General features: G+C 57.0%; 16 protein-coding genes. 12 read left to right on the top strand and 4 right to left on the bottom strand.

The window, feature by feature from the left end; all coding sequences use genetic code 11:
- Positions 1-7: 7 nt before the first annotated feature.
- The 5 genes from QZ869_RS14530 (at position 8) to ptsN (ending at position 4,485) form a co-directional block, all read left to right on the top strand.
- Positions 8-580 (top strand): LptA/OstA family protein, encoded by a 573-nt coding sequence (locus QZ869_RS14530; RefSeq protein WP_296016008.1) that lies wholly within the window; start codon positions 8-10, stop codon positions 578-580.
- 17 nt (positions 581-597) lie between these two features.
- Positions 598-1,404 carry an LPS export ABC transporter ATP-binding protein gene (gene lptB, locus QZ869_RS14525; RefSeq protein ID WP_296016007.1) on the top strand — a complete coding sequence of 269 codons (807 nt, stop codon included), beginning with the start codon at positions 598-600 and terminating at the stop codon, positions 1,402-1,404.
- Between the two features lie 208 nt (positions 1,405-1,612).
- Complete coding sequence (gene rpoN, locus QZ869_RS14520) at positions 1,613-3,154, top strand: RNA polymerase factor sigma-54 (protein ID WP_296083918.1); 1,542 nt, start codon at positions 1,613-1,615, stop codon at positions 3,152-3,154.
- A 225-nt stretch (positions 3,155-3,379) separates the two neighbouring features.
- Positions 3,380-3,955, top strand: coding sequence for a ribosome-associated translation inhibitor RaiA (gene raiA / locus QZ869_RS14515; RefSeq protein WP_296016004.1), 576 nt, complete (start codon positions 3,380-3,382; stop codon positions 3,953-3,955).
- Between the two features lie 68 nt (positions 3,956-4,023).
- Entirely contained in the window at positions 4,024-4,485 is a 462-nt protein-coding gene (ptsN, locus tag QZ869_RS14510) for a PTS IIA-like nitrogen regulatory protein PtsN (RefSeq protein WP_296016002.1), read from the top strand.
- 121 nt (positions 4,486-4,606) lie between these two features.
- Here ptsN and grpE read toward each other — a convergent pair whose 3' ends face one another.
- Positions 4,607-5,242 carry a nucleotide exchange factor GrpE gene (gene grpE, locus QZ869_RS14505; protein WP_296016000.1) on the bottom strand — a complete coding sequence of 212 codons (636 nt, stop codon included), beginning with the start codon at positions 5,240-5,242 and terminating at the stop codon, positions 4,607-4,609.
- 122 nt (positions 5,243-5,364) lie between these two features.
- On the bottom strand, positions 5,365-6,456 hold the full coding sequence (gene hrcA, locus QZ869_RS14500; RefSeq protein WP_296015999.1) for a heat-inducible transcriptional repressor HrcA: 1,092 nt from the start codon (positions 6,454-6,456) through the stop codon (positions 5,365-5,367).
- Between the two features lie 164 nt (positions 6,457-6,620).
- Between hrcA and rph the strand changes: the two genes are divergently transcribed.
- From rph to hemW, 3 genes are read left to right on the top strand one after another with little or no spacing between them, the layout of a single operon-like run.
- Complete coding sequence (gene rph, locus QZ869_RS14495) at positions 6,621-7,337, top strand: ribonuclease PH (protein WP_296105610.1); 717 nt, start codon at positions 6,621-6,623, stop codon at positions 7,335-7,337.
- 14 nt (positions 7,338-7,351) lie between these two features.
- Complete coding sequence (gene rdgB / locus QZ869_RS14490) at positions 7,352-7,996, top strand: RdgB/HAM1 family non-canonical purine NTP pyrophosphatase (RefSeq protein WP_296105608.1); 645 nt, start codon at positions 7,352-7,354, stop codon at positions 7,994-7,996.
- Positions 7,997-8,004: 8 nt separating this feature from the next.
- The gene (gene hemW, locus QZ869_RS14485) at positions 8,005-9,219 is read left to right on the top strand and encodes a radical SAM family heme chaperone HemW (protein ID WP_296105734.1); all 1,215 of its coding nucleotides are present in this window, start codon (positions 8,005-8,007) and stop codon (positions 9,217-9,219) included.
- Between the two features lie 47 nt (positions 9,220-9,266).
- On the opposite strand, the gene ubiB is transcribed toward hemW, so the two are convergent.
- Positions 9,267-10,841, bottom strand: a complete 1,575-nt coding sequence (ubiB, locus tag QZ869_RS14480) for a 2-polyprenylphenol 6-hydroxylase (protein WP_296015995.1) — start codon at positions 10,839-10,841, stop codon at positions 9,267-9,269.
- A gap of 35 nt (positions 10,842-10,876) precedes the next feature.
- Positions 10,877-11,653, bottom strand: a complete 777-nt coding sequence (ubiE, locus tag QZ869_RS14475; protein WP_296105606.1) for a bifunctional demethylmenaquinone methyltransferase/2-methoxy-6-polyprenyl-1,4-benzoquinol methylase UbiE — start codon at positions 11,651-11,653, stop codon at positions 10,877-10,879.
- 203 nt (positions 11,654-11,856) lie between these two features.
- Between ubiE and mutM the strand changes: the two genes are divergently transcribed.
- The 4 genes from mutM (at position 11,857) to dnaA (ending at position 16,431) form a co-directional block, all read left to right on the top strand.
- Positions 11,857-12,762, top strand: a complete 906-nt coding sequence (gene mutM / locus QZ869_RS14470; protein ID WP_296077739.1) for a bifunctional DNA-formamidopyrimidine glycosylase/DNA-(apurinic or apyrimidinic site) lyase — start codon at positions 11,857-11,859, stop codon at positions 12,760-12,762.
- Between the two features lie 30 nt (positions 12,763-12,792).
- Entirely contained in the window at positions 12,793-13,566 is a 774-nt protein-coding gene (locus QZ869_RS14465) for an enoyl-CoA hydratase (protein WP_296040844.1), read from the top strand.
- A 258-nt stretch (positions 13,567-13,824) separates the two neighbouring features.
- Entirely contained in the window at positions 13,825-14,091 is a 267-nt protein-coding gene (gene rpsT, locus QZ869_RS14460; protein WP_062427133.1) for a 30S ribosomal protein S20, read from the top strand.
- Between the two features lie 774 nt (positions 14,092-14,865).
- The gene (gene dnaA / locus QZ869_RS14455) at positions 14,866-16,431 is read left to right on the top strand and encodes a chromosomal replication initiator protein DnaA (protein WP_296040849.1); all 1,566 of its coding nucleotides are present in this window, start codon (positions 14,866-14,868) and stop codon (positions 16,429-16,431) included.
- The last annotated feature ends 147 nt before the right edge of the window (positions 16,432-16,578 follow it).

Here is a 16,578-nt window from a genome sequence, read left to right as displayed (position 1 = left end):
CGACCAGATGATGCAGATTTCCCGCAAGTCCCACTTCAAGACGACCGCCGGCATCCCGGCACTCTTTCTCCTGTCGTGCCTGGCTGCCCCAGCATTGGCGCAGAACACGACCAGCAAGATGGACGGCATGAAGCTTTCCAGCGACCAGCCGATTGCGATTGAAAGCGATCAGCTCGAGGTTCGCGACCAGGAGCACAAGGCCTACTTCACGGGCAACGTGAAAGTGGTTCAGGGAACCACGACGCTGCAGGCCGGCAAGATGACGGTTCTCTACAAGAACAAAGGTGACGGGCAGACGACATCGGTCACCGGCGGCAACGCTGATATCGACAAAATTTTTGTCGACAACTCAGTTTACCTCACATCCGGTACGCAAAAGGCGACCGCCGATCATGGTGAATTCGACATGGCGTCGCAGACCTTCACTCTTTCCGGCAAACAAGTCGTCCTGTCACAGGACACCAACGTGTTTACCGGCTGCAAGCTGACCGTGCTGATGAATACTGGCGAAGCGAAGCTTGAAAGCTGTGGCGGCCCGGTCCGCATCATGCTCGATCCCAAGTCGCAGAAAAAGCAGTAAGTCTGATCATCGTGAAAATGCCTTCGATTTCAAAGCTGCTTGGCAGAGATTCCGCACGTCCGTCCGCAGATGCGGCGAGCGCAGCCGAGAAGGCTCGCTATGAAGGCACGCTGATCGCGCATGGCCTGACAAAGACGTATAATACGCGCCGTGTCGTCAATGGCGTGTCGCTCGTCGTGCGCCGTGGGGAAGCTGTCGGGCTTCTCGGGCCGAACGGTGCCGGCAAGACAACCTGTTTTTACATGATCACCGGCCTCGTGCCGGTGGATGACGGCAAGATCGCGATCAACGGCAACGATGTGACCGGTATGCCGATGTATCGCCGTGCGCGTCTTGGCGTCGGCTACCTTCCACAGGAAGCATCGATCTTTCGCGGCCTGACTGTCGAGGACAATATTCTTGCCGTTCTGGAAGTCCACGAAAAGGACGCCAAGAAGAGAAACCGCAAGCTCGATGAGCTGCTTGAAGAGTTCCATATTTCGCAGCTGCGTAAATCCCCAGCGGTTGCACTTTCGGGCGGCGAACGTCGTCGCCTTGAAATCGCGCGCGCTCTGGCAACCGATCCCACCTTCATGCTGCTGGACGAACCCTTTGCGGGCGTCGATCCGATTTCCGTCAGCGATATCCAGAATCTGGTGCGCCACTTGACGGCGCGCGGGATCGGCGTTTTGATTACCGACCATAATGTCCGTGAAACACTCGGCCTTATCGATCGTGCCTATATCATCCATGCGGGTGAAGTGTTGACCCATGGTCGCGCCGACGAGATCGTCAATAATGCCGATGTTCGCCGCCTCTACCTCGGAAACAACTTCAGCCTCTAGCCTTGCTCAGATCCAGGCACGGCCTCGATTTCTGACGGTAAGATGATGAGTTGACGTCTTTTTGCGGCAAAGATTCTTACGACCTTCCCTAGTCTTGATCTTGACCAAACCCAAATAAAACGCAATTTTTGGGCCAAGTTCTTTTCGTTTTACCGAAAAATCAAAAAATCTGGTAAAATGGGGTTCGTTTGGGAGTCGAGTGTCGGTCATGGCCTTGTCAGCCAGCTTGTTATTGCGTCAAAATCAGTCACTTGTGATGACTCCGCAGCTGATGCAGTCGATCCAGCTGCTTCAGATGACGCATATGGAACTGGTCAACTTCATCGCACAGGAAGTCGAAAAAAATCCTCTGCTTGAAATTGCGGCAAATGATAGTGAGTTTGGCGAAACATTCAGCAATGACAATAGGGACGGGACGCCCGTTGCGGATGCGATAGAGCCGCCGCACGCGTCGGAAGCGACCGAATGGTATGCCGATGATGCGCCCATTCTCAACGAAGCGCTGGACACCAATTTTGGCAATGTCTTTCCAGACGACGAAAGCGGACGCAGAGCAGATGCGCCGGAGCTTCTTGGACAGTGGAAGTCTATGCCCGGCGCGGAGGTCGCGGACGACTACGACCTTGATGATTTTGTCGCGCGTAAGCCGAGCCTGCACGACCACATTGCACAGCAGGTGCCGTTTTCGATTACCGGCACGACTGACCGCATGACGGCCGACGCCCTTCTCGATCATCTGGACGAGAGCGGTTATGTCGCGGTCGACGCCATCAGCGATATTACGGATCGCCTTGGCAGATCGGCAAAAGATGTCGAGCGGGTCCTACGCATTCTCCAGACCTTCGATCCGCCAGGCGTCTTCGCCCGCACGTTAAGCGAATGTCTGTCCATCCAGCTTCAACAGAAAGACCGTCTGGACCCTGCCATGCGTGCATTCGTCGGCAATCTGGAACTTCTGGCAAAGCGGGATTTCGTTACGCTGAAGAAGCTGTGTAACGTGGATGAGGATGATCTTCTCGACATGCTGAGCGAGATCCGCAGTCTCAATCCGCGGCCGGGCGCAGGTTTCGAAACAGGCGCGTGCGAAACCATCATTCCAGACATCATCGTTCATCCATCGAACGATGATGGCTGGCTAATCGACCTCAATCCAGAGACGCTACCGCGTGTCTTGGTCAATCACAGCTATTTCACCGAGGTTTCCAAGTTGAAGCCCCGGGCAGGAGAAGACGACGAATTTCTCTCGACGTGCATGCAGACGGCCAACTGGTTGACACGCAGTCTCGACCAGCGGGCGAGGACCATCATGAAGGTGGCAAGCGAAATTGTGCGCCAGCAGGATGCGTTTCTCCAGCATGGCGTCGATCATCTTCGTCCTCTCAATCTGAAGCAGGTTGCCGACGCCATCAAAATGCATGAATCGACGGTGAGCCGCGTCACGTCGCGAAAATACATGCTGACGCCGAGAGGCGTCTTCGAGCTCAAATATTTCTTCAGCGTTTCGATCGGCTCCTCGGAAGGCGGCGACAATCATTCAGCAGAAGCGGTACGACATCGTATACGTATGATGATTGCCCAGGAGGCCCCGGAGTCCGTTCTCTCCGATGACGATATTGTCGATCAGCTAAAGAAAAATGGCATTGATCTGGCGCGACGCACGGTCGCAAAATATCGTGAAGCGATGAACATCCCCTCCTCCGTTCAGCGACGTCGGGAGAAAAAAGCGCTTGCGCGACTGGCTTCGGCTTAACGCCTTTCTTTCATATTTTACAAACACTTAACATTGACGATTGACTTGCCATACCGACAAGGCTAGAAGCTCGCCGCAGACGAGGCTGGGGCCTCAATGCGGAATTTCGTTGAGGGGGCAGCGGCATTCGGCGGCAAAGACGCGAAAGAGATCGCGAAACGCTTGGATGAGCGCTCAGCTTGACGTAAGCTGGTACACGCAAATCACTGAAAAAGGAAAAATTCCATGAGTGTGCGTGTATCTGGTAAACATATGGATGTGGGCGAGTCTTTCCGTCAAAAGATCGAGGACAATATAAGCCAAGCCGTTACCAAATACTTCGATGGGGGGTATTCAGGCCAAGTGACGGTCGCGAAGTCGGGCCAGCTTTTTGCTTCAGACTGCAAGATCCACCTCGACACCGGGGTTGTTCTGCACGCGGCAGGACAGGCCAATGATCCGCAGGCCAGTTTCGATGCGGCGGCAGAGCGTATCGAAAAGCGCCTGCGTCGTTACAAGCGCCGGCTGAAGGATCACCATAACGGTTCATCCGCCAAAGGCATCGATGAGGAAGTCGCCTACAGGGTGATGGACGCAGTTCCGGATGAGGATGAGGAAATCGCGGAAGATTTCGCCCCGACGATCGTGGCCGAGACTTCCAAACAGATCAAAACCATGACGGTTGCGAGCGCAGTCATGGCTCTAGATATGACCGACGAGCCAGTTCTGCTGTTCCGCAGCCCGTCGAAAGAACTCAACATCGTTTACCGTCGCCACGATGGAAATATCGGCTGGATCGACGCGGCGATGATCAAGAGCTGAAGTCTAGAAGATCCGGGAGACGCTTCACGCGTCTCCCGGTTCGTCTCGATGGCATGAAGGAAAAAGAAATGGCATTGGCAGATTTGCTGCACCAGGATGCGATTATTCCCGCACTCAAGGTCAATTCCAAGAAGCAACTCCTTCAGGAACTGGCAGCAAAGGCATCCCGTATCACCGGGGTTTCCGAGCGGGATATATTCGACGTCATCCTGCAGCGCGAACGGCTTGGCTCCACCGGCGTCGGCCACGGCATTGCCATTCCCCATGGAAAGCTCAGCAGCATCTCCTCCATCACCGGGGTATTCGCACGCCTTGAAACACCCGTCGACTTCGAGGCGCTGGACGACCAGCCGGTCGATCTGGTCTTTCTCCTGCTTGCCCCCGAAGGCGCTGGCGCCGACCACCTCAAGGCTCTGTCTCGCATCGCGCGCGTCTTGCGCGATACGGAACTGGTGGCGAAGCTTCGTGCGACAGACTCCGATACCGCGATTTACACCTTTCTTAACCAAGAGCAGGTGAACGCCGCCTGAACGCCGAAATAGGCTTCACGAAAACTGTCGTTCTGGCATTCATACCATAGAGCAAAGGCCCGGACATCGATAGGATGTCCGGGCCTTTGACTTATTCACTCCGATGAAGCGAAGATAATTCTCAGGCGTCTTTCTCATTGAAGACGCTGGTACCGGGTTCAGCACCGGCAGAGGCTTCGGCCTTCGGTCCACCCTTTGCAACGCCGACCATGGCCGGGCGAAGAACGCGGTCGCCAATGGTGAAGCCCGCCTGCACCACCTGAACGACGGTGTTGTTCGGTACGGTGGTGTTGGGGATTTCAAACATGGCCTGATGAAAATTCGGATCGAATTTTTCGCCTTCGGCCTCGATCTTCTTCACGCCGTGACGCTCGAGTGCCGACAGCATGGAGCGTTCGGTCATATCGACGCCTTCGATCAAGCCTTTGATATTGGCTTCGGCGCTCGCCTTCAGCTCTTCCGGGATAGTGTCCAGCGCGCGGCGAAGGTTGTCGGAGACGGCCAGCATATCGCGCGCGAATCCAGCGACGGAATAGGCCTTTGCGTCCTTGACCTCACGTTCTGTGCGACGGCGAAGATTGTCCATCTCAGCCGCCAAACGCAGAAACTTGTCGCGTAGATCGGCATTTTCCGCCTTCAGCACATCGATTGGATCGGGTTCTGCCTGCTCAGGCACCGCATTTTCCGCCGTGGTCGCTTCCACTGCATCGTCGGCAGCGCCCGCGTCAGGTCCGGTCTTGTTGGTGTCATCAGTCATGACGTTCTCCAGATTAAATGTGTCTTATGGCTTGCAAATTGGATTGAGCCCGATATCGAGCTTTGCCATGCAAAAATCAAGGCTTACGGGGAAAAGGAGCAATTTTTCAATCAACGTCGCGCTTAGCGCCGCTTAGTCGAGAGCCGCGCCATGATCTGGGCGGTGTAATCCACCATGGGAACGATCCGCGAATAGTTGAGCCGGGTCGGACCAATAACGCCGACAGCACCCACCACCCGGTTCTCGTCGTCCTTGTAGGGCGCGACAATCAACGACGAGCCCGAAAGCGAAAACAGTTTGTTCTCCGAGCCGATGAAGATTCTGACGCCGGAACCCGTTTCCGCCAGATTGAGAATCTCGATCAGGTTTTCCTTGCGCTCCAGATCGTCAAAGAGAAGCCGAACGCGATCTATATCCTCTTCGCCAGCCAGTCCTTCGAGAAGATTGGAGCGGCCCCGCACGATAAGACGGCCAAGTTTTCCTTCCTCATTGTCGCCTGACCAGACGGCAAGCCCTCTCTCGACCAGATCCTGCGCTAGCGTACTCAGTGCGCTTTGAAGCTCATTCTTTTGTCGCGCTATCTGGGAGCGCAGTTCCGGCAGCGTCTGGCCACCGAGATGCGCATTGATAAAATTGGCAGCCTCGGTCAATTGCGACGAGGTGATGCCGGCAGGCAGTTCGATGATCCGGTTTTCCACCTGGTTATGGTCACCGACCAGAATCGCGAGCCCTTTCGTGGGCTCGAGCCGGATGAATTCCACATGTTTCAGAACGGCGTCGTTCTTGGCCGTCAGCACCAGCCCAGCTCCGCGCGACATGCCGGACAGCATGCTGCTCGCTTCGTAGAGAAGGCCTTCCAGGGACTGCTCGCGACCCGAAATCGGGCCGATATGACGGTCGATATTGGCGCGCTCTGCCTCGGGCAATTCACCCACCTGCATGAAAGCGTCGACGAAGAAGCGCAATCCTGTCTGTGTAGGCAGCCGACCGGCACTCACATGCGGCGAGTAGATGAGGCCGAGCTCCTCCAGATCGCTCATGACATTGCGCACGGAGGCAGGCGACAGCGACATGGGAAGCAGGCGCGAGAGACTGCGCGAACCGAGCGGTTCGCCTGTTTCGAGATAACCTTCCACGATGCGCCTGAAGATTTCTCGCGAACGATCGTCCAGAAGCGCGCCGGGCTCTTTGCCAATGGGAGGAGTTATGCCCATGCCGCTCATTCTTCCCGAAGCTGTTTTTGACTGTCCTGAATATAGTCACTCGGTCTTCCAAGTGAAAACGGAAATTCGGCTCTTCGGCCACCTGTGCCGCTTTTCCTTTGCAAAACCTGCTCCCTGACCTTAGAAGGCGGGCATCACAGACGGAGACAGATCATATGCGGCCTTCAGGCAGAAAAACCGACCAGATGCGCAAGGTGTCCTTCGAGCGCAACTTTTCCAAGCATGCCGAAGGATCCTGTCTGGTCAAGTTCGGCGATACGCATGTGCTGGTGACGGCAAGCCTCGAAGACAAGACGCCACCGTGGCTGCGCAATAGCGGCAAGGGTTGGGTCACCGCAGAATATGGCATGCTGCCACGCTCCACTCATGAGCGCATGAAGCGTGAAGCATCGTCCGGCAAGCAGGGTGGCAGGACGCAGGAAATCCAGCGCCTCATCGGTCGGTCGCTACGCGCAGTCGTCGACTTGCAAGCGCTCGGCGAGCGACAGATCAGCATCGATTGCGATGTCATCCAAGCCGATGGCGGTACCCGCACCGCCTCCATCACCGGTGCCTGGATTGCTCTTCACGACTGCCTGAAGTGGATGGAAAGCCGCAACATGCTGAAGGTCGAGAAGGTCCTCAAAGACCATATCGCTGCCATCTCCTGCGGCATCTTCGCCAATCAGCCGGTGATCGATCTCGACTATCTGGAAGATTCCTCCGCCGAGACGGACGCGAATTTCGTCATCACCGGTTCCGGCGGCATCGTGGAAATTCAAGGGACCGCGGAAGGCAAGCCTTTCTCGGAAGAAGAGTTCCTGACGCTGCTTGGCCTTGCCAAGGCCGGCTGTGCCGATCTTGTAGAGATGCAGAGGCAGGCGATTGCCTGAACGGGACGCGAAACATGCGCAAGCTTGACACCAAAACCATCGTCGTTGCCAGCCACAACAAGGGCAAGATCGCCGAGATCGCCGATCTAATCGGCCCACTCGGGTTTTCGGCAAAATCGGCAGCCGAATTGAACTTCGAGGAACCCGCCGAAACCGGCACGACTTTCGAAGAAAACGCTGCCATCAAGGCGCTGGCGTCTGCCACTGCATCCGGCATGCCGGCGCTCTCCGACGACTCCGGTCTGGTGATCGATGCGCTGGACGGCGCGCCGGGCGTCTACACCGCAGACTGGGCTGAAACCGGTAACGGCACGCGTGACTTTGCCATGGCGATGCAGAAGGTGGAAGACGCGCTTCAGGAGCGTGGTGCGACAAAACCTGATCAACGCACCGGCCGCTTCGTCAGCGTGCTGTGCCTCGCCTGGCCGGACGGCCATACCGAATTTTTCCGCGGTGAGGTGGAGGGAACGATCGTCTGGCCGCCGCGTGGGACGAGCGGCTTCGGCTACGATCCGATCTTCCAGCCCAAAGGCTATGCGACGAGCTTCGGCGAAATGTCGTCCGATGAGAAGCATGGCTGGCGCCAGGGCGATGCGACAGCGCTTTCGCACCGCGCACGCGCTTTCAAGATCTTTGTCGAAACCTGCCTGGAGGCATGAGCAGCACGATGACCGGGAGCGGCCTTTTTCCTGCGCCCGGCGCACATCCGTCCGGATATGCGGACCTTCTTCCGGATACGGGTGAACCCGGCTTCGGCATCTATGTTCACTGGCCCTTCTGCGCGGCCAAGTGTCCCTATTGCGATTTCAACAGCCATGTCCGCCACCAGCCGGTGGATCAGGAGCGGTTCGTTGCCGCCTTCCTTCGTGAAATGGAAACGATACGGCAGTTGAGCGGCCCGAAGGTCGTCACCAGCATTTTCATGGGCGGCGGCACGCCGTCGCTGATGGATCCGCAGACGGTCGGCGCAATCCTCGACGGTATCGCCCGCCGCTGGAGTGTGCCGGATGGCATCGAGATCACCATGGAGGCTAACCCCTCCAGCGTCGAGGCAGAGCGTTTCCGTGGTTATCGAGCAGCTGGCGTCAACCGCGTTTCCATGGGTGTGCAGGCGCTGAATGACCGCGACCTGAAATTCCTTGGACGCCTTCACGATGTCGCGGACGCGCTCAAAGCCATCCGGCTGGCGCGCGAGATCTTTCCGCGCATGTCTTTCGATCTTATCTACGCCCGGCCCAATCAGACGGTAGAAGAGTGGGAGAAGGAGCTTGAAGAGGCAATCTCCTATGCCGTCGACCACCTGTCGCTCTACCAGTTGACCATCGAGGAAGGGACCGCTTTTTACGGTCTGCATAAGGCAGGCAAGCTGATCGTGCCGGATGGCGAGCAATCGGCAGTGCTCTATGAAGCAACGCAGGAGATCACCGCGCGCCATGGGCTTCCGGCCTATGAGGTTTCCAATCACGCACGTCCCGGTGCTGAAAGCCGCCACAACCTCACCTATTGGCGCTATGGCGACTATGCCGGAATCGGCCCCGGCGCCCATGGACGCTTGACAAAAGGCGGTGAGAAACTCGCGACCGCCACAGAGCGGCATCCTGAAACATGGCTGCAATCAGTGGAGCGCGATGGACACGGCATGGTGGATCAGGAATTGCTGGGGCTTGACGAACAGGCCGACGAGTTGCTGCTCATGGGATTGCGCCTGCGCGAAGGCGTCGATCTTGCCCGCTGGAGCGCATTTTCCGGTCGCGATCTGGATCCGGACCGCGAGGCCGTTTTACTGGAACACGGTTTCGTCGAACGTCTTGGAAACTCACGCCTTCGCTGCACACCGTCCGGCATGTTGATCCTGGATTCCGTTGTTGCCGATCTCGCTTGAGGCAGATGCCTCAAAGCGTTCATTACGGCAGGACTCCATGGAGCTGATCAGCTGATCCTGTAGGCAATATAAATAAGGGTTGCTGCAATGACCCAAAGCGCCAGACGCCCCCAACGGGTGTGACGTGCTTCCGCCTTGCCGATGGCTTCAGCCGTGCGATCATCGAAACGCAGGCCGTTTTCGCTCATATACATCAGTTCGGAATGCAGCTTTTCGGTCTTGGCGGCAATCTCAGGGGCCGCTTCCGCCAGCTTGATTGCTGCCTTCACGCCGTCCTTCAGATCGGTGACGATACGCTTTGGCCCGAGATTATCGCGGATCCAGCCGCTGACGACGGGGTCTGCGGCCTTCCACATGTTGAAGCGCGGATTGAGGATACGTGAGACGCCTTCGACGACGACCATGGTCTTTTGCAGCATGACCAGTTCGGGGCGCGTTTCCATGTCGAAGAGTTCGGTAACCTCGAAGAGCAGCGTCAGCAGCTTGCCCATGGAGATGGTTTCAGCAGGCTGACCATGGATCGGCTCGCCAATGGCGCGAATGGCCTGTGCGAAGCTTGCCATATCGTGGTGGGCTGGAACGTAGCCTGCCTCGAAATGCACTTCTGCCACGCGCATATAGTCGCGGGTGATGAAGCCATAGAGGATTTCCGCCAGGAAGCGACGTTCCTTTTTGCCCAGCCGTCCGGCAATGCCCATGTCGACAGCCACGATGATGCCCTTCGGATCGACGAAGAGGTTGCCGGGATGCATGTCAGCGTGGAAGAAGCCGTCGCGCAAGGTGTGGCGCAGGAAGGACTGGATCAGCGTATCAGCCAAAGCATTCAGATCGTGGCCGGCGGCTTTCAGAGCCTCGGTGTCCGACATCTTGATGCCGTCGATCCATTCCATGGTCACGACATCGCGCCCGGTGCGCTCCCAATCCACCTCCGGTACCCGGAAGCCCGGATCGCCCTGCGTGTTTTCGGCAAGCTCGGAGAGAGCCGCCGCCTCGAGGCGCAGGTCCATCTCGATCTTGGTGGTCTGTTCCAGCGTCTTTGTGACTTCGACGGGTCTTAGACGCCGGGCGGAGCGAACGAAACGCTGCTGCAGATCAGCCACCAGATACATGGCTTCCAGATCGTCCTGGAAGCGTTGGCGGACACCGGGGCGGATAACTTTGACCGCCACCTTCTTGCGTCCTGCCGGCGTATCGATGACGGCCGGGTGAACCTGCGCTATAGAGGCGGCGGCTATCGGACCACCAAACTCCACATAGAGCTCAGAGATCGGACGACCGAGAGAGCCTTCGATATTCGCCTTGGCCGCGGCGACCGGGAAGAAATCCATGCGATCCTGAAGACCCGCCAGATCCTCGGCAAAGTCCGCACCCACAACGTCTGGACGGGTCGCCAAAAACTGTCCCATCTTGACGTAGGATGGTCCAAGCCGACTGACGGCCTTGGAGAGACGGTCGCTGCGCCCGCTTCTGAGCGCCGTGTTGCGCGCAAGCGGTTTCAGCATGCCTTTGACGAATTTGGCAGATGCTGGAAGCCCTTCGGCAGGGAGCGCTAGGACCACACCCTCGCGAACCAGAACCCAGCCAACCTTGGCCAGGCGAAAATATGCACCGAGAGTGCTCATGCGGATGCCTTGCTATGTGCCGGAAATGCCATTGATCAGAGTTTCCAGCCAGAATGCAGCGCGGCAATTCCGCCTGTGTAATTGGTGTAGCTCACCCGAGAAAAACCTGCGGTGCGGATCATGGCGGCAAAATCATCCTGCCTTGGAAACTTGCGGATAGACTCCACCAGATACTGGTAAGGCTCTGCATCGCCCGTGATCATCTTGCCGAATTGCGGAATGGCGTTGAAGGACCAGGCATCGTAGACCTTGTCCAGGATCGGCATCTCCACTTCGGAAAACTCCAGCACAAGAAGACGCCCGCCGCGCTTTAGAACCCTAAAGGCTTCCGATAGCGCCATATCGATGCGCGGAACGTTGCGGATGCCGAAAGCGATCGTATAGGCGTCGAAACTGTTCGCTTCGAAAGGCAGTTCCTCCGCATTGGCCTCCACGAAGGTCAGGCTTTCCGTCAGACCCTTCTTGGCAGCGCGCTCCTCGCCGACGCCGAGCATGGAACCGTTGATGTCGAGAACCGTAGCGTGCGCCAAACGATTGGAGGCTTCGACGATGCGAAAAGCGATGTCGCCTGTGCCGCCGGCCACATCGAGCACCTTATAGGACGGGTCCTTGCGGGGGGAGAGCGCGCCGATCATCGCATCTTTCCAAACCCGGTGCAGGCCAGCCGACATCACGTCGTTCATGATATCGTAGCGCTTGGCGACCTTGTGGAAGACATCGTTGACCATGCCCTGCTTCTGGCCCTCATTGACCTGACGGAAGCCATAGGAGGTTTCCATGCCGCCTTCGGCTGTCGTGCGGGCTTCGGTCATGATCAGTCTCCATTCTTCAATTGCGACTAGAGGGCCGTGCCTCCTTCAAGACGCACGGAGGATACTCTAACTCTTCAAACCAACACATAGCGAAAACGCCTCTGCAACGCTATCTGTTGCAACATAGATATGGCCTACGCCATGTATGTGTGCCGTCTATAGACCACAAGGTCGCTACGATAAACAGACGCTAAGAGAGTGCCATGCCCGAATTGCCAGAAGTGGAAACCGTTCGACGTGGTCTATCGCCCGTCATGGAAGGCGCCCGAATAGAAAGACTTCTCCTCACCCGCCCCGATTTGCGTTTCCCTTTTCCGGAAGGTTTTGCCGAACTTGTGGAAGGCCGCGAGATCCTGTCGCTCGGGCGTCGGGCGAAATACCTGCTGATCGAACTCGATAACGGGCTCACCATTGTCTCGCATCTTGGCATGTCCGGCTCCTTTCGCATCGAAAGCGAGGCCGATGCGCCCGAGACACCTGGCGAGACACCCGGAGATTTCCATCACCCGCGCTCCAAGGACGGCAAGCACGACCACGTTATCTTTCATCTGGCGCTTGGAGCACAGAAGACGCGCATCATCTATAACGACCCGCGTCGCTTCGGCTTCATGCATCTGGTGCGCCGCGCCGATATCGACCTTTATCCAGCCTTTGCCGGACTTGGCCCCGAGCCGACAGGAAATGCTCTGAGCGCCGGCTATCTCGCTGGCCGCTTCCGGGGAAAGTCTCAGCCGCTGAAGGGCGCTCTTCTCGATCAGAAGGTCATTGCCGGTCTTGGCAATATCTATGTGTGCGAAGCCTTGTGGCGCTCCCATCTTTCGCCGCTTCGTGGCGCCGGAACGCTGGTAACGAAGACGGGCAAACCGAAGCCTGCGCTGGAAGTCCTGACTGAAAACATTCGTGCGGTGATTGCCGATGCAATTGCCGCTGGCGGATCGTCGTTGCGCGATCATATTCAGACCGATGGGTCATTGGGATATTTTCAGCATTCATTTTCCGTCTATGATCGGGAAGGCCATGCGTGCCGCCTCCCTGGTTGCGGCGGCACGGTGGAGCGGATCACCCAGAGCGGGCGCTCCACCTTCTATTGCGCAGCGTGTCAGAGATAGAGCCAGGAAGTCAGGGAGAGGACAACAGCCATGGATTACGAAACCATTATTGTCGAGAAGCGCGACGCTGTCGGTATCGTTACGCTTAATCGTCCGAAGGCGTTGAACGCGCTCAACTCTACGCTCTTGAAAGAGCTGCGCCATATTCTCGCAGCCTTCTCGGTGGATGACTCCATCGGTGCAATCGTCATCACCGGCTCGGAAAAGGCATTTGCCGCAGGCGCTGACATCAAGGAAATGAGCACGCTCGATTTTGTCGATGCCTATCTCGGTGATTTCTTGGGTGGGTGGGACGATGTGGCAGCAAACCGCAAACCTGTGATCGCCGCCGTCTCGGGATTTGCCCTTGGCGGAGGATGCGAGCTTGCCATGATGTGCGACTTCATCATCGCATCCGATACGGCAAAGTTCGGCCAGCCTGAGATCACGCTTGGCATCATTCCAGGCATGGGCGGATCGCAACGCCTGACGCGTGCAGTCGGTAAGGCAAAGGCGATGGATCTGGTGCTGACCGGGCGCAAGATGGATGCAGCCGAGGCCGAGCGTGCGGGCCTTGTTTCGCGCATCGTTCCCGCCGACAGGCTTTTGGATGAAGCGGTCGAAGCGGCCACGACAATATCATCGCTCTCGCGCGCATCTGTGCTGATGGCAAAGGAAAGCGTCAACCGCTCCTTCGAGGTTTCATTGTCAGAAGGACTGAGGTTCGAGCGGCGCCTCTTTCAGTCTCTTTTTGCCACACAAGACCAGAAAGAAGGCATGGACGCGTTCATAGAGAAGAGAAAGCCCCTGTTCCAGAACCGATAGCGCCGGTCCGCGCAGGTGGGCGACGGTTACGACTGACGAGTTCCCTGCGACTTCAGCTCACTGAGAAGGATTCGGAATCTCGGGTGTTTTTATGCAAAACGCGTTGACGGGCAGCGGCTTTAGGGTTATATGCCCGCCCACGGTTAGGGAACGCCATCCGGCTCGTCCCAGTTACTCCCGCACTTTTGGAACATGAGGTCTTCGAACGACCCTATCCTGTGGTTGCGGATTTTGGTTTGAATTCGAAGAGAGGCATACATGGCCAATACAACTTCGGCGAAAAAGGCGACTCGCAAGATCGCTCGCCGTACCGCAGTCAACAAGGCTCGCCGTTCGCGCGTCCGCGGTTTCATTCGCAAGGTCGAAGAGGCCCTGGCAACTGGCGACCTCGCAGTCGCGACGGAAGCCCTCAAGGCTGCACAGCCTGAGATCCAGCGCGCCGCCACGAAGGGCGTCATGCATTTCAACACTGCATCGCGCAAGGTTTCTCGTCTGGCTCAGCGCGTTAAGGCTCTTTCGGCCTAATCTGGCTAAGACAATATTGTGAGTCAAAAGCCTGGCCCGTCGGCCGGGCTTTTTCCGATTCTAACCGTCCGTTAACGCTTTCACGATTAGCATGACATTTATGCTTCAAACACGTGACGTAAAAAACGTATAAATTTCAAATAGTTACAGAAGGTCTTTCAAGGCGCGCCGTCCTGCCGCAGCGGAAGACAGTCACAATTTCGAGTCAAGCATTTTTTTATTTTTTTGCCAAAACAGGCCTCAAAAATAGCGTGAAAATGAATCTCATTGATTCATAAGCGATTCTCCAAACAGGGTCTCCGCCGATGCAAAACGGCTCCAACGAGTCAATGGCAGATCAGCTCGGCCACAGAAAAAACGCCATTGATCTCGGTATGCGATCCTGCCTAAATGCATCTCGACAAGGGGCGCGGATATCTATCCACAAGCTATCTCGAAACAAAGTTCGAAGGCGTCAGCCCCTTGCGGACGGGTTCTTTTCGGACCCGTTTTTTCAAGTCACTGGATATGCTTGGCTGCAACCTGGGCAGGTTGCAGAAATGTATTCGTGCGGCTTGATGACAAGTGTCCGAGTTGTGATGTGTGAGTATGCGTTGACATGTAGCATGCCTCTTCATGAGGGAGAGGTCACTGGGATAGCCGGCTCGCGGTGGAAGCCTTGCGCTTCAGGATGGTTTTAGAGGGGCCATCTTAACGGGGACAATAAGAGGGGTATCCCTGGCGGGGCTTTGGAGCTCTGTCAGGCTATGATTGGCAATTTGAAAGGCGGCAGTAATGCAATTGAATTTGGCAATGGGTGCGGTGGCAAACGGGGACCGCACACAGAACGCTTGTGATGCAGTTGGCAATGATGCCGCGGGGAATACATCTGATATGAAAAACGATGCGCTGTTCGAGCGTTTTAGCGCGAGATTGAAGGCGCAGGTTGGTCCCGAAGTATATGCGAGCTGGTTTGCGAGGCTGAAGCTGCATTCGGTGTCCAAGAGCGTCGTTCGCTTCACCGTCCCTACGACATTTCTCAAATCCTGGATCAATAACCGCTATATCGACCTGATGACCAGTCTGGTGCAGGCAGAGGACCCGAACGTCCTGAAAGTCGAGATTCTCGTCCGTTCTGCCAGCCGTCCGGTTCGGGCCGCGCAGCCTGACGACAGAGCGCAGCCGATGCAGGACGTTGCGCCCTCGGCACAGCGCGCCAAGCCATTCATGCCGCCGCAGATGTCAAGCACTCCTGCGCAGGCCAGCACCGCATCGGTGTCTTCTTCGCGCTCTTCGGGTTCCGGACCGCTTTTCGGCTCGCCGCTCGATAGCCGCTTCACCTTCGATACCTTCGTCGAAGGCTCATCGAACCGCGTTGCGCTGGCGGCCGCAAAGACCATCGCGGAAGCCGGTGCAGGTGCGGTGCGTTTCAATCCGCTTTTCATCCATGCCGGTGTTGGCCTTGGAAAAACGCATCTTCTGCAAGCCATCGCCAATGCCGCAGTCGACAGCCCACGCAATCCGCGTGTCGTCTATCTGACGGCAGAATACTTCATGTGGCGCTTTGCCACCGCTATTCGAGACAACGACGCGCTGACGCTGAAAGATACGCTGCGCAATATCGATCTTCTGATCATCGACGACATGCAGTTCTTGCAGGGCAAGATGATCCAGCATGAGTTCTGCCATCTGTTGAACATGCTGCTCGACAGCGCAAAGCAGGTCGTGGTTGCTGCAGATCGCGCGCCATGGGAGCTGGAATCGCTCGATCCGCGCGTCCGCTCGCGTTTGCAGGGCGGCATGGCCATCGAGATTGAAGGCCCGGATTACGATATGCGCTACGAAATGCTGAAACAGCGTATCGAGACTGCCCGTCAGGAAGATCCGAGCTTCGAAATCGGCGAGGATATCGTGTCCCATGTTGCCCGCAGCGTCACTGCAAGCGGTCGTGAGCTGGAAGGCGCGTTCAACCAGCTGATCTTCCGTCGCTCCTTTGAGCCGAACTTGTCCGTCGAGCGTGTGGACGAGTTGCTCGCGCATCTCGTTGGGGCTGGCGAAGCCAAGCGCGTGCGCATCGAAGACATTCAGCGGATCGTCGCTCGCCATTATAACGTGTCGCGTCAGGAGCTGGTGTCGAACCGCCGCACCCGAGTCATCGTCAAGCCACGCCAGGTGGCCATGTATCTTGCAAAGATGCTCACCCCCCGCTCCTTCCCGGAAATCGGTCGCCGTTTCGGCGGACGCGATCACACGACGGTGCTGCACGCTGTCCGCAAGATCGAGGAGTTGATTTCGGGCGACAGCAAGCTTGGCCATGAGGTTGAGCTGTTGAAGCGACTGATTAACGAAAACAACGCCTGATGAAGATGGCGCGGCAGGAAATCCTGACCGCGCCCTTTTAAACTCTGTATCAGGCGCCAGTCTTTGGTCCGTCGGAGACAAGTCCTTCGATAATCCCGGCACTGCCATTGAAAAGCCCGCCTATCGTTTCCGATGGCGGGCTTTATG

This window comes from uncultured Agrobacterium sp., assembly GCF_913777885.1.
Lineage (GTDB): Bacteria > Pseudomonadota > Alphaproteobacteria > Rhizobiales > Rhizobiaceae > Agrobacterium.
Note: the sequence above shows the minus strand (reverse complement) of the source record. Positions and strands in the feature narration are given on the sequence as shown.